This is a genomic window from Klebsiella spallanzanii (assembly GCF_902158555.1).
Lineage (GTDB): Bacteria > Pseudomonadota > Gammaproteobacteria > Enterobacterales > Enterobacteriaceae > Klebsiella > Klebsiella spallanzanii.
In genome coordinates this window covers 443,023-469,221 of sequence record NZ_CABGGS010000034.1, presented here as the reverse complement: position 1 = coordinate 469,221, position 26,199 = coordinate 443,023, and the positions used below count along the sequence as shown (strand labels likewise).

The 26,199-nt window shown below is 52.5% G+C and carries 23 protein-coding genes; 15 read left to right on the top strand and 8 right to left on the bottom strand.

Features of this window, described 5'->3' with window-relative positions:
* Positions 1-144 precede the first annotated feature (144 nt).
* On the bottom strand, positions 145-366 hold the full coding sequence (locus FN082_RS20210) for a hypothetical protein (protein ID WP_139539953.1): 222 nt from the start codon (positions 364-366) through the stop codon (positions 145-147).
* A 179-nt stretch (positions 367-545) separates the two neighbouring features.
* Between FN082_RS20210 and FN082_RS20205 the strand changes: the two genes are divergently transcribed.
* The 5 genes from FN082_RS20205 to FN082_RS20185 all read left to right on the top strand — a co-directional run bounded on the left by FN082_RS20205 (position 546) and on the right by FN082_RS20185 (position 10,415).
* Positions 546-1,523, top strand: a complete 978-nt coding sequence (locus tag FN082_RS20205) for a DUF1852 domain-containing protein (RefSeq protein WP_139539952.1) — start codon at positions 546-548, stop codon at positions 1,521-1,523.
* A 27-nt stretch (positions 1,524-1,550) separates the two neighbouring features.
* Complete coding sequence (locus FN082_RS20200) at positions 1,551-2,582, top strand: methionine synthase (protein WP_139540112.1); 1,032 nt, start codon at positions 1,551-1,553, stop codon at positions 2,580-2,582.
* Between the two features lie 254 nt (positions 2,583-2,836).
* The gene (locus FN082_RS20195; protein ID WP_142466636.1) at positions 2,837-4,519 is read left to right on the top strand and encodes a ShlB/FhaC/HecB family hemolysin secretion/activation protein; all 1,683 of its coding nucleotides are present in this window, start codon (positions 2,837-2,839) and stop codon (positions 4,517-4,519) included.
* Between the two features lie 53 nt (positions 4,520-4,572).
* Complete coding sequence (locus FN082_RS20190) at positions 4,573-10,020, top strand: DUF637 domain-containing protein (protein ID WP_235892137.1); 5,448 nt, start codon at positions 4,573-4,575, stop codon at positions 10,018-10,020.
* Positions 10,017-10,415, top strand: coding sequence for a hypothetical protein (locus FN082_RS20185; protein ID WP_142982242.1), 399 nt, complete (start codon positions 10,017-10,019; stop codon positions 10,413-10,415). Before FN082_RS20190 ends, FN082_RS20185 begins: the two co-directional genes overlap by 4 nt.
* Positions 10,416-10,665: 250 nt before the next feature.
* Here the strand turns inward: FN082_RS20185 and mgtS are convergent, their stop codons facing one another.
* Positions 10,666-10,761 (bottom strand): protein MgtS, encoded by a 96-nt coding sequence (gene mgtS / locus FN082_RS20180; RefSeq protein ID WP_004102377.1) that lies wholly within the window; start codon positions 10,759-10,761, stop codon positions 10,666-10,668.
* A 135-nt stretch (positions 10,762-10,896) separates the two neighbouring features.
* Positions 10,897-11,907 (bottom strand): transcriptional regulator FtrA, encoded by a 1,011-nt coding sequence (gene ftrA / locus FN082_RS20175; RefSeq protein ID WP_142982241.1) that lies wholly within the window; start codon positions 11,905-11,907, stop codon positions 10,897-10,899.
* A 67-nt stretch (positions 11,908-11,974) separates the two neighbouring features.
* On the opposite strand from ftrA, the gene FN082_RS20170 reads away from it, so the two are divergent.
* The 7 genes from FN082_RS20170 to urtE all read left to right on the top strand — a co-directional run bounded on the left by FN082_RS20170 (position 11,975) and on the right by urtE (position 19,302).
* On the top strand, positions 11,975-12,367 hold the full coding sequence (locus tag FN082_RS20170) for a rhodanese-like domain-containing protein (RefSeq protein WP_139539946.1): 393 nt from the start codon (positions 11,975-11,977) through the stop codon (positions 12,365-12,367).
* A 149-nt stretch (positions 12,368-12,516) separates the two neighbouring features.
* Positions 12,517-13,620 (top strand): cobalamin-independent methionine synthase II family protein, encoded by a 1,104-nt coding sequence (locus FN082_RS20165; RefSeq protein WP_142982240.1) that lies wholly within the window; start codon positions 12,517-12,519, stop codon positions 13,618-13,620.
* 176 nt (positions 13,621-13,796) lie between these two features.
* Positions 13,797-15,068, top strand: a complete 1,272-nt coding sequence (gene urtA, locus FN082_RS20160) for an urea ABC transporter substrate-binding protein (protein ID WP_139539944.1) — start codon at positions 13,797-13,799, stop codon at positions 15,066-15,068.
* Positions 15,069-15,149: 81 nt separating this feature from the next.
* Positions 15,150-16,724: an urea ABC transporter permease subunit UrtB gene (gene urtB / locus FN082_RS20155; RefSeq protein WP_142462458.1), complete on the top strand. Its 1,575-nt coding sequence runs from the start codon at positions 15,150-15,152 to the stop codon at positions 16,722-16,724.
* Positions 16,724-17,797, top strand: a complete 1,074-nt coding sequence (gene urtC, locus FN082_RS20150; protein WP_142462457.1) for an urea ABC transporter permease subunit UrtC — start codon at positions 16,724-16,726, stop codon at positions 17,795-17,797. Before urtB ends, urtC begins: the two co-directional genes overlap by 1 nt.
* Positions 17,797-18,594, top strand: a complete 798-nt coding sequence (gene urtD / locus FN082_RS20145; protein WP_139539941.1) for an urea ABC transporter ATP-binding protein UrtD — start codon at positions 17,797-17,799, stop codon at positions 18,592-18,594. Before urtC ends, urtD begins: the two co-directional genes overlap by 1 nt.
* A 9-nt stretch (positions 18,595-18,603) precedes the next feature.
* A complete protein-coding gene (gene urtE, locus FN082_RS20140) occupies positions 18,604-19,302 on the top strand; it encodes an urea ABC transporter ATP-binding subunit UrtE (RefSeq protein ID WP_142982239.1) in 699 nt (232 codons plus the stop codon).
* A gap of 214 nt (positions 19,303-19,516) precedes the next feature.
* Here the strand turns inward: urtE and FN082_RS20135 are convergent, their stop codons facing one another.
* The gene (locus FN082_RS20135) at positions 19,517-19,987 is read right to left on the bottom strand and encodes a helix-turn-helix domain-containing protein (RefSeq protein ID WP_139539939.1); all 471 of its coding nucleotides are present in this window, start codon (positions 19,985-19,987) and stop codon (positions 19,517-19,519) included.
* A 116-nt stretch (positions 19,988-20,103) separates the two neighbouring features.
* Positions 20,104-21,297 carry an efflux MFS transporter YdeE gene (gene ydeE / locus FN082_RS20130; RefSeq protein WP_139539938.1) on the bottom strand — a complete coding sequence of 398 codons (1,194 nt, stop codon included), beginning with the start codon at positions 21,295-21,297 and terminating at the stop codon, positions 20,104-20,106.
* Between the two features lie 193 nt (positions 21,298-21,490).
* Here ydeE and eamA point away from each other — a divergent pair, with 193 nt between their 5' ends.
* Positions 21,491-22,390: an O-acetylserine/cysteine exporter gene (gene eamA / locus FN082_RS20125; RefSeq protein WP_139539937.1), complete on the top strand. Its 900-nt coding sequence runs from the start codon at positions 21,491-21,493 to the stop codon at positions 22,388-22,390.
* 32 nt (positions 22,391-22,422) lie between these two features.
* On the opposite strand, the gene marB is transcribed toward eamA, so the two are convergent.
* Genes marB through marR form a run of 3 tightly spaced genes read right to left on the bottom strand, consistent with a single transcriptional unit; the run spans position 22,423 to position 23,504 of the window.
* A complete protein-coding gene (marB, locus tag FN082_RS20120) occupies positions 22,423-22,641 on the bottom strand; it encodes a multiple antibiotic resistance protein MarB (RefSeq protein WP_112214277.1) in 219 nt (72 codons plus the stop codon).
* Positions 22,642-22,671: 30 nt separating this feature from the next.
* Complete coding sequence (gene marA, locus FN082_RS20115; RefSeq protein ID WP_139540110.1) at positions 22,672-23,052, bottom strand: MDR efflux pump AcrAB transcriptional activator MarA; 381 nt, start codon at positions 23,050-23,052, stop codon at positions 22,672-22,674.
* Between the two features lie 17 nt (positions 23,053-23,069).
* Positions 23,070-23,504 carry a multiple antibiotic resistance transcriptional regulator MarR gene (marR, locus tag FN082_RS20110; protein ID WP_139539936.1) on the bottom strand — a complete coding sequence of 145 codons (435 nt, stop codon included), beginning with the start codon at positions 23,502-23,504 and terminating at the stop codon, positions 23,070-23,072.
* Positions 23,505-23,765: 261 nt separating this feature from the next.
* On the opposite strand from marR, the gene FN082_RS20105 reads away from it, so the two are divergent.
* On the top strand, positions 23,766-24,440 hold the full coding sequence (locus FN082_RS20105; RefSeq protein WP_139539935.1) for a MarC family NAAT transporter: 675 nt from the start codon (positions 23,766-23,768) through the stop codon (positions 24,438-24,440).
* Positions 24,441-24,571: 131 nt separating this feature from the next.
* A complete protein-coding gene (locus FN082_RS20100; protein ID WP_142982238.1) occupies positions 24,572-26,161 on the top strand; it encodes a DUF1266 domain-containing protein in 1,590 nt (529 codons plus the stop codon).
* The last annotated feature ends 38 nt before the right edge of the window (positions 26,162-26,199 follow it).

Genomic DNA, 26,199 nt, shown 5'->3' with positions numbered 1-26,199 from the left:
AGTGGGTGGAGATAACAAGCAGGTTGAGTTGATGTAATCAGCATGATTAATTCACCGATCAATAGCAGTATAGATTGACCATTTAGACTGTGCCAATGGTTGCCTGCGTGGTTATCATCTAAAGGCCAGGAAAAACATTTAATGTTATTGCTCCGCTTTTGCACAGAGTGCTTGTATTAAAGAAAGAGTGAATAGCAGAATAAAATAACCTCTCTTGCTGGCTTTTTGCCCTGAAGAAATGCCGTACGGGCTTGTAAAAAGCAGGTTGGTTATCTCCTGTATCTTAAAGCCTGCCGATTCTTTCGGTGAACCTTGTCGCTCAGCGTCGTTGACAGCAGCGACGGACCCAACCGTGCCTTCGATCATGAAGATGGCTCATGTTGTAATGAAATTAAGTCGCTTTCACTCACTCCATGTCTCTGGCATAAATTGATCCATATCAATTTATTGACAACATGAAGACGGCCGAATGAGCAACCAGCTGTTACCGGTAAATCAACAAGTAAGCTCGGTTTTCACGTCAGAACTCAGGATGCAGAATCGCGATGAATAAAGATTTTACGTTTACCATCAAAAGCAGTTCTTTTGATGAGAATTATAACCCTTCTGAAAGTACGCGTATTACAACCAACTTTGCAAACCTGGCCAGAGGGGAAAATCGCCAGCAAAACCTGCGCAACACGCTAGCTATGATTGATAACCGTTTCAATACGCTGGCGCATTGGGATAACCCGAAAAGCGACCGCTATTCTGTTGAGCTGGAAATCATTTCTGTTGAAATGAAGATTGAAGCCAGTGGTGATGCTTTTCCGGTTATTGAGATCTTGAAAACCAATATTATTGATAAAAAAACCAACGAACGTATCGACGGTATTGTCGGCAATAATTTCTCTTCATATGTAAGGGATTATGACTTTAGCATACTGTTGCCAGAGCATAATAAGGGTCAATCAGGCTTTAGCATTCCAGTCGATTTTGGTGATTTACACGGGAATATATTTAAGCATTTCATCAACTCAACGGAATACCAGGAGAATTTCAAAAAAGCACCGGTGATTTGTCTTAGCGTGTCAACGAAAGATATCTATCAACGCACGGGGAATGAACACCCCGTATTGGGCATTGAATACCAGCCAAATGGCTCGGCTTTAACTGAACAATATTTTGGCAAGATGGGATTACAGGTTCGCTATTTTATGCCGAAGAACAGCGTTGCGCCGTTGGCTTTTTATTTTACGGGTAATTTACTGAGTGATTATACGAGCCTTGAGCTGATAAGTACCATCAGCACGATGGAAACCTTTCAAAAGATCTACCGACCAGAGATCTACAACGCTAACTCTGCGGCAGGGCAATACTATCAGCCTGATTTGAATCATCAGGATCACTCGTTAACAAAAATAGTTTATGACCGGGAAGAACGCAGCCAGCTGGCTATTGAACAGGGTAAGTTTACTGAAGAGCACTTTATTAAACCGTATAAGAATATTCTTGAGCAATGGTCCGCTCAGTACGCTCTTTAATACATCGCATACACAAGGTTATCTATGATGAAAAAATTATTACCAACTTCAACGGCAGGCAGTCTCCCGAAACCTTCCTGGCTTGCAGAACCAGAGAAACTATGGTCCCCCTGGAAATTACAAAATGAAGAACTTATTGAGGGGAAAAAGGACGCACTCAGCCTGGCTTTATTCGATCAGCTGCGCGCAGGCATCGACATTGTTAGCGATGGTGAACAAACACGCCAGCACTTTGTCACGACGTTTATTGAGCACCTCAGCGGTGTTGATTTTGAAAAGCGGGAAGTGGTGAAAATTCGCAATCGTTATGATGCCAGCGTCCCGACCGTTGTGAGTGCCGTTGAGCGTCAAAAACCCGTTTTTGTTGAAGATGCGCGATTTTTACGCCAGCTCACTAAGCAGCCGATTAAATGGGCGCTGCCGGGGCCGATGACCATGATTGATACGCTCTATGACGCGCATTACAAAAGCCGTGAAAAACTCGCGTGGGAGTTTGCGAAAATACTTAATCAGGAAGCTAAAGAGTTAGAGGCTGCTGGCGTCGATATCATTCAGTTTGACGAACCTGCTTTTAACGTGTTTTTCGATGAGGTCAATGATTGGGGGATTGCTGCGTTAGAGCGCGCTATTGAAGGGCTAAAATGCGAAACGGCGGTTCATATCTGCTATGGATATGGCATCAAAGCGAATACTGACTGGAAAAAGACGTTGGGGTCAGAGTGGCGACAATATGAAGAAGCGTTTCCCAAACTGCAAACATCCAATATCGATATTATCTCACTGGAGTGCCATAACTCACGCGTTCCGATGGATCTCCTTGAACTGATTCGCGGTAAAAAAGTGATGGTGGGGGCGATAGACGTAGCAACCAATACGATTGAAACGCCGGAAGAGGTGGCTGGCACCTTACGCAAAGCGCTTCAGTTTGTTGATGCGGATAAGCTGTACCCGTCCACCAACTGCGGCATGGCCCCGTTATCTCGTCGGGTAGCCAACGGCAAGCTCAATGCGTTAAGCGCCGGGGCGGAGATTATTCGCAGGGAGCTTCAGGGGAAATAAAGTAAACCATCTACAATCCCCCTCAAGTAATCAACTGCGGGGGGAAATATTTTCAGTATATCCACTCGATTTCATCCCATTTCCCCAAGCCCTCTGAATATATTTCATAAACCATATTGGTATTTTAGCCAGCAGTTCGTTGGCGGCAGCAATTGAGTTTGGCGTAAATATCGTACAATTGTGAAAATTTAATGGACATCTAATTACAAATCATTACATTAAATTTCACAACATTTCAGAAAACGGAGTTTTTGATGTCGTGTTTGCCCGCTGCCAGGTATGGGCTTCTGCTTGCCGGTTTGATATCCGCAAGTCTGTTCGGTGCCCCCCCTCTAAGTCCTGCCGACCAGAGTGCCATTGAGCAGCAACAAAAGGCATTACTGGAACATACGCAACAGCAGCGCGATATACTCCGCGATTCCGCACCAGTCCCTTCACTACCGGAAACAACCTCTTCTGAAGAGATCGGGCAGTGCTTTGAACTACGGCATATCCGACTGGAAAACGTCACGGTTCTCCCGCGCTCTGCACAGAAAAAACTGATGGCAATCCCACCGGAAGGATGTATGACAATTAGGCATATTCAGCAGCGCGTGAGGGATGTCACACAGGATTATCTTTCCCGTGGATTCATCACTTCAAGCGCCTGGTTGCCTGAACAGGATATTTCTGGAGGGAATCTGGTCATTGCCGTGACGGAAGGGAAGGTGGAATCCGTCACCCTGGATGGCTATCAGGAAAACGCGTTGAAAATGGCTCTTCCGAAGATCAAAGGGAAAATACTCAATCTTCGCGATATTGAACAGGGGCTGGAGCAGTTGAACCGACTGACTTCGCGATCGCTGACCGTTGATATTCTGCCGGGGAGCCGGGAGGGATTTTCCCGGTTAGAGCTGGTGCCAGTCAGTCAGCGTTTTCCCGTCAGTCTGGATGTTGGTGTAGATAACAGCGGACAGAAAAGCACCGGCAGTAGGCAGATAAACAGCCGCCTGACAGTAGATAATTTGCTCAGCCTGGCAGATCAGTGGACATTGTCAGCAGGAAGGGATAGTGAATTTCACCACGACAGGCGCAGTCGCAGCGTCCTGGCTGGCGTTTCGATTCCTTATGGATACTGGTTGTTCAGCGCGCAATATGCGTGGTCTGATTTTTATCAGACGCTTTCTGTCGGTGAGTCTCCGCAGCGTTGGCGCTATGGCGGTAGTGTGCAGTCACAACGATTGGCTGCCAGCCGGACATTACTGCGTGATGGTAAACAACGTCTGGCGCTGGATATGGCCCTGTCACGCAGGCAAACCGAAAACCGGCTGGGGGGCATACGCCTTGACGTCAGTAGCCCAACCCTCAGCAGTGTGACCGCCGGCTTGAGCTACAGCCGGAGTATCGGCGGAGGCTATCTGACCTTCGGCCCATCCCTTTCTCATGGAGTCTCTCTCGCTGGTGCAACACGGGATGACCCGGCTCACCCCGACCTTCCACGAAGTGAGTTTCGGCGGTTTAGCGCCAGTACAAGCTGGTTTTACCCAATTACCCCCTCGCTTTACTGGCTAACCTCAGCGTATGGGCAGACCACGCCGGACAGACTCTATGCCAGTGAACAACTGTCCGTCGGGGGGCTGTATTCAGTAAGAGGTTTTAAAGAGCAGTATCTGTCCGGCAATCGGGGAGTTTATTGGCGAAATGAGCTGACCGAGGAGTTGATGATCCTCCCGATTACTGGAGGGAGGCTGTCAGCGACGGGGGCTTTGGATATCGGTCATGTAGTGAGTCAGAGAGGAATAACAGAAGGTGGCACGCTGACCGGTGCATCGATTGGGCTGGAGCTAACGGGGAAATCGTTATCTCAGTCATTGACTGTAGGTATTCCATTGTACTGGCCGAACTCCATGACTCCGGATAAACACGTGGTTTACTGGCAGGCCACGGTTTCACTTTAACTGCCAGCACACAGTAGGGGCCATGACGGCCCCGTAATACAGGATGTTCAGATATGGATAAACTCGCTCATCCGCTGGCCCGAGGGGCCAGCTGGCTACTGATATACCTTACCGCCGTTCAGCCTCTACATCCCGCTATTGCGGCTGGCATCAACGCTGCTAATGGTAATACTCAAGTGGTGATTAAACCCGGGAACGTCCCGGTGGTGAACATCGCCACGCCCAACGCAGCAGGAATATCGCACAATACTTTTAAGGATTTTAATGTTGGTACACCAGGGGCGGTATTAAATAATGCTACTCAGGGAGGGAAAACACAGCTAGGGATAACCATTGAAAACGGCAACTCCAGACTTAAGGGAAAACCGGCCGAGCTTATTATTAATGAGGTGACCAGCGGCAATCGTTCTGAACTGAAAGGAAAGCTGGAAGTTTTTGGCAATAAAGCCGGCGTGATGATTGCTAATCCAAACGGTATTACCTGCGACGGATGCGGTTTCATCAACACTCCTTCAGTGACCCTGACAACCGGCAAGCCGCAGTTTGACAAAAAAGGAGCGCTTGAGGCACTCGACGTTAAAAAAGGCACGGTGATTATTGGAGGCAATGGTCTGGATGGATCCCGGACTGAATATGTTGATGTCATCAGTCGGGCAACCGAATTGAACGGTAAAATTAACGCTAAAACGCTCACCCTGACCCAAGGGGCAAACCGGGTCAGCTTTAAAGATGGCACGATAAAAACCATTACTGGCGATGGGGCAAAACCTCAACTTGCCGTCGATACTAAGGCACTGGGCGGAATGTACGCCGGGAAAATCCGTTTGGTAGCCACCGAAGCCGGGGTTGGCGTTAACCTGAAAAGTGTTACCTCTACCCAGCGGGATATTTCCCTGACGACAGCCGGAAAAATCACCCTCAGCAACGTTAAAGCGCAGACTGACCTGAATGTCAGCGGGCGGGATATCGTCACGCCCGCCGGTATCAGCGTGCGCGCTGAACGTGATATGACGCTGGCGGCCACAACCGTGGATAACCGGGGCAGTACCACTGCCCATGGGGATATGCGGATATTTGCGTCTACGGTGAGCAATACCGGTAGTGGCGCGGCATTGCATAGCCACAAAAATTTGTGGATACAGAAAGATGCTAAGGGTAATAAAGCCACTCTTGTGGAGAATCGTTCTTCGCGTATTCAGACCAATACCGGCGACCTGGTAATACGTACAGAAACGCTGAACAATACCCGTGATGTTCTGACTTACGAATGGAAAGATATCAACCCTAATTCAACAGCATTCGTTAATATTCCACAACATCGTACAATCAGTGCCATCAGACACGCTTCAGGAAATATCACATTGGCTGATGTGATTTACTGGAATGCAACGTTAGGTGGCAAATGGTTTGGTACAGCTAATTTTAATAGTTCAGACCTGGTCAATACCGCCAGAAAAGAATATCGTCGTACTGCAACATCGCCAGCAGCTTCACTTCAGGCTGGCAGAAATGGTTATATCAATGCCACTCTGCTAAATAATAACGAAAGTATTATAAAAGCAAATAGGGATCTTATTCTGACCGGGAAAACCCTGAATCATATCAGCGGTATCACGGGTACTATGGATACCTGGTCCTCCTACAATACGGCGTATCGTCCTTCGAATAATGTCTCCCCTGCGATTCCGGAGAGTCAGCTGACGATTGCAGGGAAACAAAATAAAACTTATACATTCCAGAAAACGGGTGAGGTTAAGAGCTGGAGAAACCCGACGATCTCTCCAGCAACTCTTTCTGCTGGTGGTAATCTGGTCGCTGATTTTTCTGAACGAATCGAAAGTAAAGAACCTTACGCCACGAACGTTCAGTATTCGGAAGTCATGGCCCGGCCGGATACTATTACGGCAAAAAATATCCTGCTGAGAGCTGGAAGTATTATTACTACCGATGTGATGAAAGCGACCGGAGATATTACTTTACAGTCAGACAGCAGTACAAAAATGGCGTTGGCATTGATGACTGCCGGAAAAAATCTTTCCATCCTGGCCGGCGGTAATGTTGAGTCCTGGCAGAGTGAGCTGAAGGGAGAGAACATTACGCTGGTCAGTCGCGGCGGAGATGTCACGTCTCATACCAGCGAGTGGCCAAACTATTTCCATTCTAATGGGCTACGCTGGCTAGGGAGCCTGGAGGCGTCACGTGATTTATCGATGACAGCGGCTAAAAATATTCTGCTTAAGAACACGCGTTTTCCTGTTCTGAGCCAGAATATATCTCTGGTTGCGAATGGTGATATCACACTCGAGAAAAATGAAGCCATGCTCGGTCATGAGCGCCCTGGTGTTGTCCTGACCCAAGCTCGTAAACAGGAACTGTTCAATCGGATGCTACCCGGAGAGCCGCTGCGCGTTTCTGGTGATATCACATTGAGCGGCAAGCGCCTGTCTCTATATGGCGCAGGGTTTGAAGCCGGAGGGAATATCAGTCTCACCTCGGCCGCAAACACCGACCTCAATATGCGTAGTCTAAGTAGCCGCTATAAGGCGTTTTTCCCGGATAGCAGGATACCTGAGTTACGCAGTAATCTGAAAGCTGGTGGCAATCTGCTCATCAGCTCAGCAGCAGATATTGGCCTACAGGGCGCTCATATTGTCGCCGGGAAAACTGCGACGCTGCAGGCCGGGAAACTTATCTGGCTGGGCGCATACGGATATGGGGTGACGGACAGCGGTAATGACAATAACAGGGATGAGCTCAACGTACTGACCCGTTTACACGGTGCAAAGAGCCTGACTCTGGCGGCAAATGGCGGTATCCAGGCTAACGGCAGTACGCTGACATCAGGCGGTAACATCACGCTGACATCCGGCGGGAATATGCAATTTCAGTCCGCGCGGGGAACGGTATATCGCGAGTCTGGGAATGCCTGGACTGAAACCGTCAGCCAGACGGGGGTCACGCTGAATGCTGGTGGTGCACTGACGGTCATCTCTGGTGGCAGCATCCTTTTCCAGGCATCCCGTTTGCTGGCAAAGGGGGCGATGGATGTTGCAGCAAAAGGCGGCTGGCTCTATGCCCAGGCGATGGAAGAGTCCAGTCATTACCAACGTCAAACCACGAAGAGAAAGTGGTGGGGTAAAAAAACCACCGTCAAACAAACGAAACATACCACCACCAACCGGGTGACGGAGTTTATTGCGGGAGGCAATCTCAGCCTGCTGAGTCGCGATGATAGTACCTATGAAGCCAGTAAGATCGAGGCGAAAAAGAACGCCACGCTGACCAGTACCAACGGAAAAGTCAATTTCCTGGCAGTGAAAAACACGACTTTCGAGCAGACTGTCAGTACCTCGAAAGGCTTCTATATCAAGCAGGCAAATAAGGGCTACAGCGAAGGCAAATGGGTGCTTCCGTCTGTTCACGCAGGTGGAAAACTGACAGTCAATGCTGCCAGCGGTGTTAGCGCCGATGTTAAAGCGAAAAATGGGCAGGCATTGCAGGGCGCAGTTGCGGCTCTGAGCGCATTACCTGGCACAGAATGGCTGAAGGGGCTGAACACACGCAGCGATGTTCAGTGGAATACGGTTAAGGATGCTTACGACAGCTGGAATTATAAAAACCAGAGCCTGAATCCAGCGGTGGCAGCGGTAATCGCTATTGCAGCAGCAGCGGTTACGGCAGGCAGTTCGCTGGCAGCGACTGTCGCAACCTCAGTGACTTCCACCGTCGGCGGCGGCGTAGTGACGACCGGGGCGGTTACTGCCGGGATGTCCTCTCTTGCCGCTCAGGCCGCAGTGGCTCTGGTGGAAAATCAGGGAAATCTGTCAAAAACACTGTCGGCACTTGGTAGCAGTAGTTCGGTCAAATCACTGGCAACCTCTATGGTTATTGGCGGCGCTCTGGCGGGCTTTGATAAAGTCATGAATATTGATGTTCCGCCCGATAAAGCAAGATTGCCGGCTTTGGTTAAAAACGAAGGATGGGGAAAAATTGTCCAGCGCGTGGCCGGGCAGTCGGTTATCAGCTCCAGTCTGAACACCGCCATCAATGGCGGCAGTTTTAAGGACAACCTGACTAATGCCCTGCTGGCGAATATTGGCAACCAGATTAATGCCGAAGGGGCGGGATTGATTGGCGACAACGGAGAAATTCTTGACCTGCCAGGAAGAGCCCTGAGCCATGCGGTGGTCGCGGGTATCAGCGCAGAAATTGGTCGTGGTGATGGAAAAGGGGCCGCTGCCGGAGCACTGGCTGCGGAGCTGGCCGGGGTTATCATGCAAAGTTCTTTGTTTGAGCCAGCTAATCAGAATGAACGGGAACGTCAGTTACTGCGGTTGCAGGAAGCCTTAAATGGTAACGAGGCAAAAGAGCAGACGGCTCGCGTGATTGGCGCGTTGACTGGTGCGCTGATTACGCACACACCAGAAGGTACATATAGCGGTGCGGATAGTGCTCAGAACGTGTACCGCTACAACATGACAGAACATATGCTGCAGCAGTATGCGCTGGATAATCAGCGGGATATTCTGGCGGCAAGTAAAGGCGATACGGCTGCAGCGAAGCGCGTTCAGGCTCGGAGAGAGGCTGCCGCTATGGTTGCTATTACTGCTGGTGGAGGTCTCGCTGTAACTGCTGGAGGATTAACAATCTTAGGTGCAGCTCCAGAAATAGTTTTAGCTGCTCGTCTGATTGTGGCAGGGTGTAAGTCAAACCCCGCTTTATGTTTAAATCAGGCTGGTATTTATGCTGCTGACATCATTGCCCCTGAGGCAATTATTGGCGTCGGACCTATTGCAGCAGGTAGTACATTGTTCGTGGGTAAATCGTCGGAGACGACGAAAAAACTTGCCTGGGAGACAATCAAAAGTGCTGATAACACTTTAAAAAACAGTGCGTTTAATATTCAACCTGTTGCTGACCTTATTAAAAAAGAGGTTGCCGTAGGTTCTGTGTTACCGAAAAAAACAGAAGATTATTTAATTAATGCCTATAAAAATGGGACTCATATTATAGATGGGGCCGGTGAAAGTATTGGTTCAAAAATAAAAGTTAACTATACTCCTGAGGGTAGCTATATCAACCAGACATCTCATGCTTCAGGAGGAGGCAATCTTTGCGGGCCTACAACATGTGCTATGATTATAAGCGACAATCAGGGTGGGATAGTTAACTTAGACTCAGTGGTGAAGCAGTTTGATGATATCAGGGATACAGGTGTTAATATTTATGAGATAAGTAATGTGTTATCTAAGAATGGAATCGTTAATTATCCTACAAAGACTTTGCTCCCCAGTACTTTAAGGGAATTAAGCATGCAAGGAAAACCATCAATTATCAATGTGGAAACTGGGAGTGGTGGGCATTTTATCATCGTTGACTCCTATAAGAAAATTGATAACATAGGATATTATATGATCAGGGATCCTTTTAATGGCGCGACTGGCATACGTGCAGACATTCTTGAAAAAGCGATGAATTTTAATGGGGTGACATTGAAATGAAAAATATAGATGAGTTAATTTGCTCTCCATTTGATGAGCAAGAAATAATATTTGAGGGTTACATTGTTTATCTGGATGATGGTGGTCTTTATGTTATTGGATTAGATTATGGTGAGGATTATACTAAAGCCCCATCATTGGCGGTGAAAAATAAAAATCTATCTGATAATCTGGAGGCTAATGTCAGTTTGTATGGGGGGGGGAACTCTCGCTTATTCCATCATGTAAAGTTGGTAGGTTTATTGGAAAAGGACCATGTGACTGGTAAACAAGGTATTCTGGTAAGAGAAATGAGTATAGAAGATAACGGGCAATGGATATCAATAGATGTGGGTAAATATTATGAGCCGAGGAGTGGCAAAGGTTCTAATTGGCATGATTTATTTAATAACTAATGTTTCCCTGAGCTGTAGTTGAGGGAAGATATTAAAAATGAATGATATATGTCTCAGGGCTTGTCCGACTGGTATTGTCTGGGTGAAGAGAGATGGAAACCTTGACTGGACCTGATCGGGCCTGCTGAAACATCATTTACAAATGAAGGTTTCAGGAGTCTTGTGAGGTTTAATCAGTAGGTCAAAACAAAAACGCCCCCTGGTGCAGCAGCAGCAGGGGGCGTTTGCGGATGGGGATTATCGTCGTTCATCAATCGTCCCATTTGTGGCTTAGATACGCGGCAAGAAATCCAAAGAACAGAATGGTTCCCAGAACTGCCATAAATACATGCATGTTTCCCAGCATGATTAACCTCCATTAGTTTTGCTATGCGTTACGTTGTCCTCATTGAACAAATTTACGGTTGTTGAGTTGATTATAACTCGTTCAGTCTAAACAAATTCTTAACAAGCTACAGGGGGGGACTATTTCTGCTGTGGATTACTCCATCTTTCCACCTGCCAGCGTTTGTTTGCGATACTGCAGCGGACTAAGACCAAACTGCTGGCGGAAGTGGTGGCGCAGGGTACTGGCATTAGAAAAGCCGCAAAGCTCGGCAATCTGCTCAACGCTCAGTCGGCTATGGATTAAGTGCTGCGTAGCGCGCAGCAGGCGCTCATCAAGCAGCCAGCGGGCAGGGGTTTTGCCGGTGGCATCTTCAAAACGGCGCAAAAACGTGCGCGGCCCCATACCGGCTTTTTCCGCCAGCGAGGCAACGGTATGGCTAGCGGCGAGATTCTGATGCAGAAAATCGAATAGTTGCCCCAGCCGCTGGCTCTCTCGCGCTTTGGCTACCGGGCGCACAATCTGCTGGGCCTGAGCGCCGTCGCGATGAGGGGAAACCACTAAACGCCGCGCGACGGTATTCGCCGCCTCGACACCAAAATCTTCCCGTACCAGATGTAAACACAGATCGATGCCCGCAGCGCTTCCTGCGGACGTCATCACACCCTCTGCGCCGACGTACAGCACATCGTCGATCACCTCAACCTGCGGAAATCGTGCGCGGAGCTGCTCGGTATAGCGCCAGTGGGTTGTGGCCTGGCGTCCGTTAAGCAACCCGGCGGCGGCCAGAACAAAGACTCCGGAGCAAATAGAAATGATCCGACAGCCTCGTTTATGTGCCGTGACCAGTGCTTCGCATAGCGCAGGCGGAACGGGGGCGTCGATACCGCGCCAGCCGGGCACCACGATGGTATCTGCTTCATTTAACAACTCCATGCCGCCATCGGTTATCAGACGGATTCCGCCGGTTGCCCGCAGTTCACCTTCATCGACGGCGGCTACGGCAAAGCGATACCAGCGTTCGCCCATCTCCGGGCGAGACAGGCCGAAGATCTCTACTGTGACACCAAATTCAAAAGTACATAGCCCGTCGTAGGCCAGGGCGACAACCCAATGTTGTGACAATGTCACGGATGGGATTGTCATGATTTCAGCGTTTTCAGTCATGGTTATCAGCAGATGTCGTGCAGGCGGTTAATTAAAGTAGTGGTATCACAGACAAGGAGAAGATGCCATGAGTGTTGTAACCGCGATTGCCCCTGCCAGTTCTACAGATGCCGCTGCCTGGTTTCGTCATAAACTCAGTCTTGAAACCGACTGTGCCGATGTGTACAGCGCGATACGCGACGGCAGTCCCGACTTTGTTCTTTTGCACGTTGTCGGCAGCGAGGAAACATTTGCCCGTCGTCACCTTCCCGGCGCGCTGCATTTACCGCACCGGCAGATAGATGAAGAGAGAATGGCACAATGGCCTGAGGAGACGCTGTTTGTTGTCTACTGTGCCGGTCCGCACTGCAACGGGGCAGATGCCGCGGCGATGAAGCTGGCTCTGCTGGGGCGTCCGGTCAAAATGATGCTCGGCGGCCTGACCGGCTGGGAAGATGAAGGATTGCCGTTCGCAAAATGAATTTATTTCATGTGACATGAATTATTCTCGTTTGCGGCTGAACGGTCTGCATGACAGTATCTGGACATATAGCCATCCAGAAGTCTAAATATTCAAATAATAAACTATCACGGTGGGCAACTAACCTTGCCCACTGCTAAGGAGACACCATGCAACGTCATCAGGCCCCGTTCCGCGCAGATATCGTCGGCAGCTTTTTACGCCCGGACGCCATTAAACAGGCCCGTCAGCAGCTGACCGCTGGCGTTATCGACGCACAGCAACTGCGTCAGGTTGAAAATGAGGCCATCCGTCATCTGGTACGGCAGCAGTGCGAGTGCGGACTGCATGTGGTGACCGACGGTGAGTTCCGTCGCGCGTGGTGGCACTTTGATTTCTTCGACGGTTTACAGGGGGTTGAACGCTATGATTCTGAAAAAGGTATTCAGTTCAATGGGGTACAGACTAAAGCGCACGGTATTCGCGTCACAGGAAAACTGGCTTTTGGCGATCATCCGATGCTGGAAGATTTCCGTTACCTGAAAAGCATCAGCGGCAGCGCGCAGCCGAAAATGACCATTCCCAGCCCGAGCGTGCTGCATTTCCGCGGCGGGCGGAAAGATATCGACGCCACCGTCTACCCGGACCTTGCCGACTATTTTGATGACCTGGCGACCACCTGGCGCGATGCGATCCGCGCCTTCTACGATGCGGGCTGCCGCTATTTGCAGCTTGATGATACCGTCTGGGCCTATCTGTGCTCCGATGAACAGCGTCAACAGGTTCGCGATCGCGGCGAAGACCCGGACGAACTGGCGCGCACCTACGCTCGTGTCCTGAATAAAGCCCTGGAGGGTAAACCGGAGGATCTGACCGTTGGCCTGCATGTCTGTCGCGGAAACTTCCGCTCGACCTGGATTTCTGAGGGCGGCTATGAGCCGGTAGCCGAAGTGCTGTTCGGCGGTGTGAATATTGATGCCTTTTTCCTTGAATACGACAATGACCGTTCCGGCGACTTCGCGCCGCTGCGCTTTATTCGTCCCGGTCATCAGCAGGTCGTGCTGGGGCTAATCACCACCAAAAACGGTGAACTTGAAAACCCGGAGGGCGTGAAAGCGCGCCTGCAGGAAGCGGCGCAGTACGTCCCACTGGAGCAGATTTGCCTTAGCCCGCAGTGCGGCTTCGCCTCCACTGAAGAGGGGAATTCCCTGACTGAGGCTCAGCAGTGGGACAAAGTCCGTCTGGTCACCGGTATCGCCGCCCAGGTCTGGTAATCACTTCATCGCGCAGCGTTGCACTATTTTGAGGCAATGCTGCGCGCTATTTTTCACTCCTTACGTCTCCCGCCGCGCTTTAAGGCCACTGAACAACCTGGCACCGTTTTTGCCTAATTACTCCCGGTTAGTCGTTAATTCATTTTTTGTTTTTGCGCTATTCAGGAGTGATACACATGCAGCGTCGAACATTATTAAAAGCTTTTGCTCTCTCCGCCTCTGTTATCAGCATGGGCTTCTCCTTTCAGGTTTATGCCGCAGACACCATTAAAGTCGGGATTATGCATTCGCTCTCCGGGACGATGGCGATTTCCGAAACTCCTCTAAAAGATGTCGCTCTGATGGCTATCGACGACATCAACGCCAAAGGCGGTGTGCTGGGGAAAAAGCTGGAGCCGGTGGTCGTGGATCCGGCGTCAAACTGGCCGCTGTTTGCTGAAAAAGCGCGTCAGCTGCTGACCCAGGATAAGGTGGCGGCGGTATTCGGCTGCTGGACCTCGGTATCGCGTAAATCGGTTCTGCCGGTGTTCGAAGAGCTGAACGGCCTGCTGTTCTACCCGGTGCAGTATGAAGGCGAAGAGATGTCGCCAAACGTCTTCTACACTGGCGCTGCGCCAAACCAACAAGCGATCCCGGCGGTGGAATATCTGCTGAGTGAAGACGGCGGCGGGGCGAAACGCTTCTTCCTGCTGGGCACCGACTACGTCTACCCGCGCACCACCAACAAAATTCTCCGCGCCTTCCTGCACGCCAAAGGTATTCAGGATAAAGATATCGAAGAGGTCTACACCCCGTTCGGCTATAGCGATTACCAGACTATTGTCGCCAACATTAAGAAGTTCTCCGCTGGCGGAAAAACGGCGGTGGTTTCCACTATCAACGGCGACTCCAACGTCCCGTTCTATAAAGAGCTGGCTAACCAGGGGCTGAAAGCAACCGATGTGCCGGTGGTGGCGTTCTCCGTCGGCGAGGAAGAGCTGCGCGGTATTGACACTAAACCGCTGGTGGGCAACCTCGCGGCGTGGAACTACTTCGAATCCGTAGATAACCCAACCAACCAACAGTTCGTTGCCGATTATCGCGCGTATGCCAAAGCCCATAAACTGCCCAACGCTGATACCGTGGTAACCAACGACCCGATGGAAGCAACCTGGGTTGGTCTGCATATGTGGGCGCAGGCGGTGACCAAAGCGGGCACCACCGACGTGGACAAGGTTCGCGAGGCGATGGCCGGTCAGACCTTCAAAGCACCGTCAGGTTTTACTTTGACGATGGATGCGACCAATCACCATCTGCACAAGCCGGTGATGATTGGCGAAATCGAAAGCAACGGTCAGTTTAACGTGGTCTGGCAGACCGAAGAGCCGGTTCGCGCTCAGCCGTGGAGCCCGTGGATTGCCGGTAACGACAAGAAACCGGATCACCCGGTAAAAAGCGCCAGCAACTAAGTATTAAACCCCGACGCTGAGCCGGGGTCATTAATTCTGATGTTCGGGCACCGCCCGGCTCCCGAGGTAAGGAGAACAACCATGAACGCATTGCGCCTCATGAGTTATTTTGCGCTGCTGATGGTACTGATACCGTGGCGGGCGCAGGCAGCGGACGCCGATGATTTCGTCGCCGCCAACCGCGGCCAGCAGGCTCAACTGCTTGAACAGTGGGCCGCCGCGCCGCAAGCGCCACGTTTGCCGCTGCTGCGGGCGCTGAAAAGTGAAACATTACAATCTGATAGTCACGGTCATGCTTTCAGCAAGCAGGGTGAAAACCTGCTTGCGCTAGGCGCGGCTTCAGCGCCTGACGGTGCTACAAAACCGATACGCCTGACCAACCGTCTGCGTAATCTGGTGGCAGGTGCGCTGGCTACTCATTTGCTGGTAAGTGACAACGTCACTGAAAGGGCCGCCGCGGCGAAAACGCTTCAGCGCGAAGCGACGCCAGAGATGGTGGGTATTTTAGAACAGCGCCTGACGGTGGAAACCGATAGCACGGTGAAATCACAGCTGGAAATTGCGCTTGCTCGCCTGCAGCTTGCCAGCCCCCAGTCCGCGCAGCGGCTGGCGGCTATCGAACTGCTCGGTCATTCTGGCGATCCGGAAACCCAGGCGCTGCTGACGCCATTTACTGATGTCCAACATGAAGCCAACCCGGCGATTCGCGCTGCGGCGCAGGAGAGTCTGAGCAAAATCCAGCATCGCCTGCTGCTGGGGGATATTCTCGGTCAGGCGTTTATGGGGCTGTCGCTGGGTTCTGTTTTACTGCTTGCCGCACTCGGCCTGGCGATCACCTATGGTCTGCTGGGGGTCATCAATATGGCCCACGGGGAGATGCTGATGATTGGCGCTTATAGCTGCTGGCTGGTTCAACAGGCGCTGGCGCAGTTGGCTCCGCAGTGGCTGGCTTTTTATCCGTTGATTGCGTTGCCGGTGGCGTTCCTGGTAACCAGCGTTATTGGTATGGCGCTGGAGCGTACCGTTATTCGCCATCTCTACGGGCGTCCTCTGGAGACGCTGCTGGCGACCTGGGGTATCAGCCTGATGCTGATCCAACTGGTGCGGATGCTATTTGGCGCGCAGAACGTCGAAGTGGCCAACCCGGCGTGGCTCTCCGGCGGCGTGCAGGTGCTACCGAATCTTATCCTGCCGTGGAACCGGCTGGCGGTACTGGCTTTTGTGCTGCTGGTGCTGCTCTTCACCTGGCTGACGCTGAATAAAACCCGGCTGGGGATGAATGTGCGGGCGGTGACGCAAAACCGCGCGATGGCGGCCTGCTGTGGGGTGCCTACCGGACGCGTGGATATGCTGGCGTTTGGTCTTGGCTCCGGCATCGCCGGACTGGGCGGCGTGGCGCTGTCGCAGCTCGGCAACGTCGGGCCGGAACTCGGTCAGGGCTATATTATCGATTCGTTCCTCGTGGTGGTGCTCGGCGGCGTCGGACAGCTGGCCGGTAGCGTGGCGGCGGCGTTTGGCCTGGGGATCTTTAACAAAATCCTTGAACCGCAGATGGGCGCGGTACTGGGCAAAATCCTGATTCTGGTGATGATTATCCTGTTTATTCAGAAACGTCCGCAGGGACTGTTCGCTCTCAAAGGGAGGGTTATTGACTGATGAGCCAACCCATTACCTTAACGCTGGCGCGCAAAGCGCCGCGTCCGCTGCGATGGCTCGGTGTTCTGTTATTGCTGGGCCTGCTGAGTATGCCGTTTCTGGCGCTGCTGCCCGCCACACATCCGCTGGCGGTTTCCACCTGGCTTCTGACGCTCACCGGGAAGATCCTCTGCTACGCCATTGTTGCCGTGGCGCTGGATTTGGTCTGGGGCTACGCCGGAATGCTATCGCTCGGCCATGGGATCTTTTTTGCCCTCGGCGGCTATGCCATGGGCATGTATCTGATGCGTCAGGCGGCAGGCGATGGGCTACCGGCTTTTATGTCGTTTCTGTCATGGAGCGAGCTACCGTGGTTCTGGTGGGGCACCCAGCATTTTGCCTGGGCGATGCTGCTGGTAGTGCTGGTACCCGGACTACTGGCGCTGGTTTTCGGCTGGTTTGCCTTCCGCTCAAAAATCAAAGGGGTCTATTTTTCGATTATGACCCAGGCGCTGACCTACGCCGGAATGCTGCTGTTTTTTCGTAACGAAACCGGTTTTGGCGGTAATAACGGTTTTACCGGCTTTACCACGCTGCTCGGTTTCCCCGTCACCGCTATCAGCACCCGGGCGGCGCTGTTTATGACGACGGTGCTGCTGCTGTTGCTCACTCTGTGGATTGGCTATGTATTGGCACAAAGCAAATTTGGTCGGGTACTGACGGCGGTGCGCGATGCCGAAAACCGCCTGATGTTCTGCGGCTACGACCCACGCGGATTTAAGCTTTTGGTGTGGACGCTGTCGGCGGTGCTGTGCGGCCTGGCGGGCGCGCTATACGTGCCGCAGGTCGGGATCATCAACCCCAGCGAAATGTCGCCAACCAACTCTATTGAAGCGGCGATTTGGGTGGCGCTGGGGGGCCGCGGGACCTTAATCGGCCCGGTGCTTGGCGCAGGCCTGGTCAACGGCGCGAAAAGCTATTTTACCGTGGCAATGCCGGAATACTGGCAGCTCTTTCTTGGGCTGATTTTTATTATCGTGACCCTGTTTTTACCGCGCGGAGTGATTGGCCTGCTGCGTAAAGGAGACCGCTGATGCAATCGGATGAAGCGCTTTTTACTCGTCAGCAGCCGACTGACCGATTTCGTGAGCAGACCGATCCGGTGCTGCAACTGGAGCAGATTAACGTCAACTTTGACGGCTTTCAGGCGCTGACCAACCTGTCACTGCAGATTGGCGTCGGTGAACTGCGCTGCGTGATTGGGCCTAACGGTGCCGGGAAAACCACGTTAATGGACGTGATCACCGGCAAAACCCGCCCGCAGAGCGGCAGGGCGCTTTACGATCAATCGGTAGATTTAATGACCCTCGATCCTATCGCCATCGCTCGTCAGGGCATTGGCCGTAAGTTCCAGAAACCGACGGTGTTTGAGGCGCTGACGGTCGCGGAAAACCTCGAGCTGGCGATGAAGGGCGATAAATCGGTGTGGGCCAGCCTGCGGGCGCGCCTGAACAGCGAACAGGCTGACCGAATTAGCGAAACCTTGCGTCTGCTGCGGCTGGAGGGCGAACGTTCTCGACCGGCCGGACTGTTGTCGCACGGGCAAAAACAATTTCTTGAGATCGGTATGCTGCTGGTCCAGGAGCCGCACCTGCTGCTGCTGGATGAACCCGCCGCCGGGATGACCGACGCCGAAACGGAGTATACCGCCGAGCTGTTCCGCACCCTGGCCGGGCAGCATTCGCTGATGGTTGTCGAACACGATATGGGGTTTGTCGAGACCATCGCCGACCGGGTGACGGTGCTCCATCAGGGGCAGGTGCTGGCGGAAGGGTCGCTGCGCGAAGTGCAGGCCAACGAACAGGTGATAGAAGTTTATCTCGGACGCTAAGGAGCGCGGATGCTACAGGTTAATCAGTTACATCAATATTATGGCGGCAGCCATATTCTGCGCGGGGTAGATTTTGCTGCCCGTCAGGGGGAGATAACTTGCCTGCTCGGGCGTAACGGGGTGGGGAAAACCACGTTGCTGAAATGTTTGATGGGGCTTGTTCCGGCGCGCAGCGGCGAAGTATTGTGGCAGGAGAAGAATATCACTCACCGCAAGCCACACCAGCGGGTGCAGTCCGGGATCGCTTACGTTCCGCAAGGGCGCGAGATTTTTCCGCGCCTGACGGTGGAAGAGAACCTGCTGATGGGGCTATCGCGCTTTCCCGCTTGCGACGCGCGGACGGTACCGGAAGAGATCTATCAGCTGTTTCCGGTACTGAAAACCATGAAGCAGCGACGCGGTGGTGACCTATCCGGCGGTCAACAGCAGCAGTTGGCGATTGGCCGCGCGCTGGCCAGCCGCCCGCAGCTGTTGATCCTTGATGAACCAACGGAGGGAATTCAGCCGTCGGTGATTAAGGAGATTGGCGAGGTGATCCGCCAACTGGCGAATCGCGGTGATATGGCGATCCTGCTGGTTGAGCAGTTCTATGATTTTGCCGCCGGGCTGGCGGACCGCTACCTGGTGATGTCGCGAGGAGCGATCATTCAACAGGGCAACGGTGGCGATATGGAAGCCGAGGGGGTTCGCGGAATGGTCACCATCTAGCCATTCCCGGATATCAAACCGCACGGACTCGTAGCCCGGGCAAGGCGCGTCAAGCGCCGCCCCCGGGGAAAACGCGCAGAGGATTGGTGCATTTCCCGGAGGCGATGCTGCGCATCTGTCCGGGCTACCAAACCCCATCCCGCACGGACTCGTAGCCCGGGCAAGGCGCGTCGAGCGCCGCCCCCGGGAGAAGCGCGCAGCGTCGTCCAAAGGGCTACTTGCGCAACAGCCGCTGCAACCGCGCCTGACGCCAGTTTTTGAGCCATTCGCCCAGGACAAACAGACGCAGTCCTTTTACCGCCAGTAGCGCCCCCCAGATAATCGCCACCCACGCAGACCAGTAGCTCTCCGGACCGGTTAGCCAGTTCAGCACCGCCAACAGGGCGCACACCACTACCGCCACCGTCAACGAACGGTAAAAGCCGCTCTCCTGTTCAACGCGTTCTTTGGCTTCCTCAATGCGTAAGTCCAGCGACTCTTCATGGCCCTCCGGCGAATCGCCGCTAATCTCGGCGACGTTCACTTCAAATACCGCCGCGAGAGCGCTCAGCGTTTCCAGTCCTGGACGATCGCCGTTCTCAATACGCTGAATGGTCCGCACGCTAAGTCCGGCCAGTTCGGCGAGCTGCTCCTGTGACCAGGCACGCTGCAAACGTAATTGTTTAACCTGATTGCTACTGTTCATCTTTCTATCTCCGGGTGAAAACCTGAGATGGAGTGTTATCGAGCGAACCATCGGGCACCACGATCGGAACCCGACAGAGACACGACAGCAACCTGACAGCCGCGCGTTGCCTGGGTTCAGGCGCTGACGGTCGCGCTACCGTTCCACGGGCGCACGTTCATACCGCGGAAAATCATTAACCATGCAGCAATAATAGCCAGCATCAATATCACAAACAGCGACCAGTGCGGCAGATGGGTCAATATAGTGCCGGTCAGCATCGGGTTAAATGCCGCCCCTAACCAGCCCAACGATTGGGCGGAAAAGTAGCTGGCTTTCATACCCGGCGGAGCAATGTTATCAATTAGCATATATTCACCAGGTGCGTAGATAACCTCTCCGAGCGTAAATACCGCAGCTGAAACGCCCCACAGCAGCAGGCTATTACCAGAAATCACAAAGCCGCCAAGCCCGAGCACAAAGCACACCGTACCAAACGTCATTAGCGGACGAATATTGCGGGCGGTCAGGCGACGCCCAACCGCGTACTGTAGCGCCACTACCACGGCGGCGTTGACCGGCAGCACCACGGCGACGACTTTCTCAGCAAAATCGCTATCGGCAACCACCAGCACGTACTGGGAAATACAGGAAGCGAAAGAGCCGCCAACGAAAGAAGCTAACAGGCCGGAAAGGGTAAACCACAGCAGCGCCCGATCGCGCAACAGCACCGAAGGTGACCACTGGATGGCATTATCCTGAGCAATGGCGGCCGCTGTACGTTGCACAAATAGCTGAATAAACACCAGCGGCAGCGCGGCGCAGCCCGCCGCCAGCCAGAACGGCAGATTAATGCTGTGCATCACTAACAGGGTGCCGATGGGGGGGCCGACGGTCCAGCCAATGTTGAGAAAGGTATAGTTGAGCGAAAAAATCTGCGCCTTCTTTTCCGGCGACAGCACGTCGGCGAACCAGGCTTTCAGCACGGTAGAGAATACCGAGTAGGCGCAGTTAATCAGCGCGAAGAAAAACACGACCAGCGCAACGCTATTGACCAGCGGAATAGCAACAAAACCGCCAATAAACGCCAGTACCGCGATGGTCATGTAACGCTTTTTGTCGAACTTATCGGCGAAAATGCCAAAACCCATGCTGAACAGTACGCCGACGATCAGCGCAGTTGACAGCGCATAGCCGATTTTATCTACCTCCAGTTGGTACTGGCGGGTGAGGTAGATAGTCATAAAAGGTAACGTTGCGCCACGACCAATAGTTAACAGCAACGACGAAGCCAGCAGCGCTGCGGTTGAGCGCCTGAGTGTCGGTATCATTTTTTCCTTGCCTGATGTGATGTTATTTTTGTTGTCCCGATCACAAATAGCACGCTAACCGAGGCTTGTATAGTTCCCATCGGTGATGAAAAGCACGGCAACGACCTACCGAAAATAATGATCTAGGCGGCGGTCGAATTATTCTGTAGTTTGATTTTGTTCACAAAAATTCCAATAACAACCGAGGCAGGGTATGACGCGTAAAGACGGGCTGCTGGCATTGCTGGTCGTGGTGGTATGGGGGCTGAATTTCGTGGTGATCAAGCTGGGGCTGCATAACATGCCGCCGCTGATGCTCGCCGGACTACGCTTTTTGCTGGTCGCCTTTCCGGCGCTGCTGTTTGTCGCTCGGCCAAAGATCCCGCTGCGCCTGCTGCTGGGCTACGGGCTGACGATTAGCTTCGGTCAGTTTGCATTTCTGTTTTGCGCCATTAGCCTGGGCATGCCTGCCGGGCTGGCATCGCTGGTGCTGCAGGCTCAGGCCTTCTTCACCATTATTCTCGGGGCATTTATCTTTGGCGAACGTTTACAGGGTAAACAGGTGGCGGGAATCGCGCTGGCGATTTTTGGGGTACTGGTATTGGTTGAAGCCAGCCTTGGCGGCCAGCACGTACCGCTGGTGGGCTTTATGTTGACGCTGGCGGCGGCGCTGAGCTGGGCCTGCGGCAATATTTTCAACAAAAAAATCATGTCGCATGCGAGCAGGCCGCCGATTATGTCGCTGGTGGTGTGGAGCGCGCTGATCCCGGTGCTGCCGTTTATGCTGGCCTCGTGGTTCCTCGATGGCCCGCAGGTGATGGTGGAAAGCCTGCTGCATATCGACCTGCTGACAATCCTGTCGCTGCTGTACCTGGCGTTTATTGCCACCATTGTTGGCTACGGGATCTGGGGTTCGCTACTCGGACGCTATGAGACCTGGCGCGTGGCGCCGCTGTCGCTGCTGGTGCCGGTGGTCGGGATGGCCAGCGCCGCGCTGCTGCTCGGCGAGACGCTAAACGGTGTGCAATTGCTGGGCGCGGTGCTGATTATGGCCGGGCTGTATATCAACGTGTTCGGCCTGCGGATCGTGCGGCCGGGTATAGCGCGAGGATAAAAAAAGCCCCGTTGCCGGGGCTAAAAGGGATTTTACAGGCCTTGCTGGTTGTAATACGGTACGCCAAGTTCATCTGATTTATCACTGCCCGAGGCCATGTGATTGAAATCAAACGGCGAATCATTATGTTCGGAAGGAATAATCATCGCATCCCGATTGTTGTGACGAACCGGAGTGGTGGTTTGCTCCGCGAAACTCTGGCTGGAGACCAGCGCCAATAGCACGATGGCGGCGGAAGCGAATAGTTTCATGATTTCCTCAATACGTCTTTTTGCAGGCGGTTAACAACAGTTATTCAGTGGGAGCAGGTAGCGCGACTCGCCCGGCACGTTAGTCATGCGGTACTGGTGCGGCGGAACATCGAAGTAGTTTTTGAAAGTCCGCGTCAGCGTTTGCTGCGATTCAAAGCCATAACGCTCTGCCAGGTATAAGATAGGCTCGTTGCTCTGCTTGAGCTTCTGCGCTATCTCGGTCAGCTTACGACTGCGAATATACTGGCCCAGCGAGTGGCCGGTTTCTTTCTTAAACATTCTTTGCAGGTGCCACTTGGAGTAACCTGAACGCTCTGAAACCTTCTCCAGCGACAGGGGCGATTCCAGGTTATCCTCGATCCACGACAAAATACTATGGATAGTGATGGCGTCGTTATTGCGTCTGGACATCATCTTACCTCTTCTTATTACGGCAGAACTTTTTTGAGCAAACACTCAAGAGTGGCCACTTCGTCTGCCGACAGATTTTTTGTTAGTTCCTGGTGCAATTTCTGACCCACAACCTGATGACATTGCTCACAAAGGGCTGCGCCGTCTGATGTTAGCTGCACCAGTACGCCACGCTTGTCAGCGGGGTTGGGTAACCGTTCAATCCAGCCTTTACAGACCAGGCGATCGAGCATGCGCGTCATTGCGCCTGGGTCGACCGAGAGCACGGTTTTCAGCTCAACGGGGGTAATACACACTTCGCAACGAATGGAACAGAGCACCCGAAACTGGGTGGACGTAATATCCATCGGTGAGAGGTAGTCGTTGAGCAGACGATCTTTCTTCTGGTTAACCATCTGGATCAAGCGACCAAGGGGGATCATTTCGTTAAACAGGTCACTTGTACTTTTCACGATGGTTGCCCAGGCAATGACTTAGTTGCGGCAGATATTATTGCCTAGGCAAATATAAGTCAACCTGATGAATTGCCCGATGACACGATTTGCTAAAACGAATAGTTGTGATGCAGGTCACTCTACTGTGCCTTGTTGTCTTATGATTTAACTGAATGATGAATGCGTTTACCGGGGAACGGGTACAATCGGGCAACAGACGATATACTCCGCATGCGACATTTTTTGATAATCCAATAATTTACAGGACCTTAATTCACTATGATGGATCTTTTTAAAGCGATAGGCCTGGGGTTGGTAGTGATTCTACCATTGGCGAACCCGCTGACCACCGTAGCGCTGTTCCTGGGCCTGGCCGGGAATATGAATAATGCCGAGCGTAATCGCCAGTCGCTGATGGCCTCGGTCTATGTGTTCGCCATCCTGATGGTCGCATGGTATGCCGGTCAGGTGGTGATGAACACCTTCGGAATATCGATTCCCGGGCTGCGTATTGCCGGGGGTCTGATCGTCGCCTTTATAGGCTTTCGCATGCTGTTCCCGCAGCAGAAAGCGCATCATTCGATGGAAGCTAAGCTGAAATCAGAAGAGCTGGAAGACGAACCGACGGCCAATATTGCTTTTGTCCCGCTGGCGATGCCGAGCACCGCAGGTCCGGGCACTATCGCCATGATTATCAGTTCAGCGTCGACGGTAAAGCACGGCGCTAACTTCCCGGATTGGGTGGTGCTGGTAGCGCCACCGGTGACGTTTGCTTTAGTCGGGATCATCCTGTGGGGCTGCCTGCGCAGCTCCGGGGCGATTATGCGTCTGGTAGGTAAGGGCGGCATTGAAGCCATTTCCCGCCTGATGGGCTTCCTGCTTGTCTGTATGGGCGTGCAGTTTATTATTAATGGTGTGCTGGAGATTATTTCCACTTATCACGTAGGGGCGTAATATACTGGCCGCCCGACCTCAGGGAAGGGAAAAGCCGCATCAGGCATGATGCGGCTGCGCGCTGTATCTGAGAAGCAGGCGTTTTATTTCAATATATGGATTTTGCCGTTAAGGCGATATGGATTTGATAAATGAGCCGTTTTTCCTCTATTAAGAACATCCTTCTGTTAGCCCCCCTCATTTTTTTTACCGCCTGCGATAGTAGTGATAATAGCGAGAAAGCGCAGATCGGCGATCAACTGGCGCAGGACAGGTCGGCAATTTCTCACGTGGTGGCACAGGCGCACCTTGTGCTGTGTAATCAACAAATTAAGCCTGGCGCCAATGTACTCAACCGAAACTCAGAGCAAAAGTCGGCGGGCGATCGTAAGGCGCAGTTGCAAGATGTGTTTACTCCCGCGCTTGTCGGTCCTCTACAAGAGTTTTGGCAAGAATCCCCCAAAACCTGCACCAAACGCTTTCCTGCTTTAAATCATATTCATTCGACGGTTGTTGATGGCGATCATGCACAAACGGAGGCGTCATTTTCTTTTAGTATAAAGAGCGTTCCGCTGGATCTGTTGCGGGGCGACGACAAGAAATGGCGTATTAGTGCCGTAGATTTGTCTCTTTTACGTGAATACGAGAAAACCGGGCGGCTCCCGGATGATGTCGACAATCAACTGACCGCTTTATATCAGCGGGCTGAGGAGCAACAAAAGAATTACCCCGCACCGGTTAAAAAAAGCACAGGTTCAATAGCCGAGCCCGCGACTTTGGCCGGTTCTTCAATGGAGGTAACCCTGTCTAAACCGGTTTTTTCGGAGCCAGGTGCCTGGTTACGGATTGGCAAATATGCGCTTTATACGCTTACCATACTCGTGCTGTTGGGGCTGGTGGTTCTTTTCTGGATAGGCTACGGGGTGGTTTTTGGTGGACATCGACGTTTTAGAGCGCTGTGCGAAGATGAGTCTTTGCATGGGATGCCAGCCTCGGAACGTTGGGCGATGGCCGTCGGCGCGCCTTATGCGATAGTCAGCGACTACCATTGGGCTAAACGGGTCGTGGATAGCGATCCACAAGAGGCCCGCAAACAATACCAGAATGAAGTGGAATCTCTCGCCGGTATGTGGGGCGTTTATGACCGTGAAACGCTGCTTGAACAGCTTCTCAGTCTGCTTCAGGCGGGGCACCGCGTCGATTATGAAGAGCAAATTAAACGCGATAGTAAAATCCCGGCTGAAGAGTATGCCGCTTTTTCGCGGCAATTAAAGCACGATGCAAAATTAGGTAGCGATGCCAAAGAGCGTCTGTGGCAACTGCGGGTGGCGAGAAAAAATCGGCGCAACGTTCGTCAGGTGAACTTCTGCGCCTGGGATATGGTGCGCTTTGTGATGCTATGCAACTGCGGCGCGCAGGTTGGCTATATTAGCGAACGGGAAATGGTCAGCTTTGCGACGCTGGCGGCGGTGCGCGTACAGGAGCAGTACCACAGCTGGCATGAAGTGGCGCAGCAGTTTCTGTTGGCTCGCTGGTACTGGAAGTCTACGGATAAACGACACATGATTTCTCATTACCTGTTTAAAAAAGCGCTTAACAATCTGCTGAAGCAGAACGGTAGTCCGTGGCGAACTCTCCCCTGGAATACACCGCTGACTGCGGGTGCCGAGGCTGCTTTTGCCGAAGCTTGCGGAGTGGAAATACCAGCATTAAGGGATGTAAGAGACAGACAAGTCTGTTAGCAGCATAAGCCTGCCTTTCTTGCGACCGGCAGGCTTTT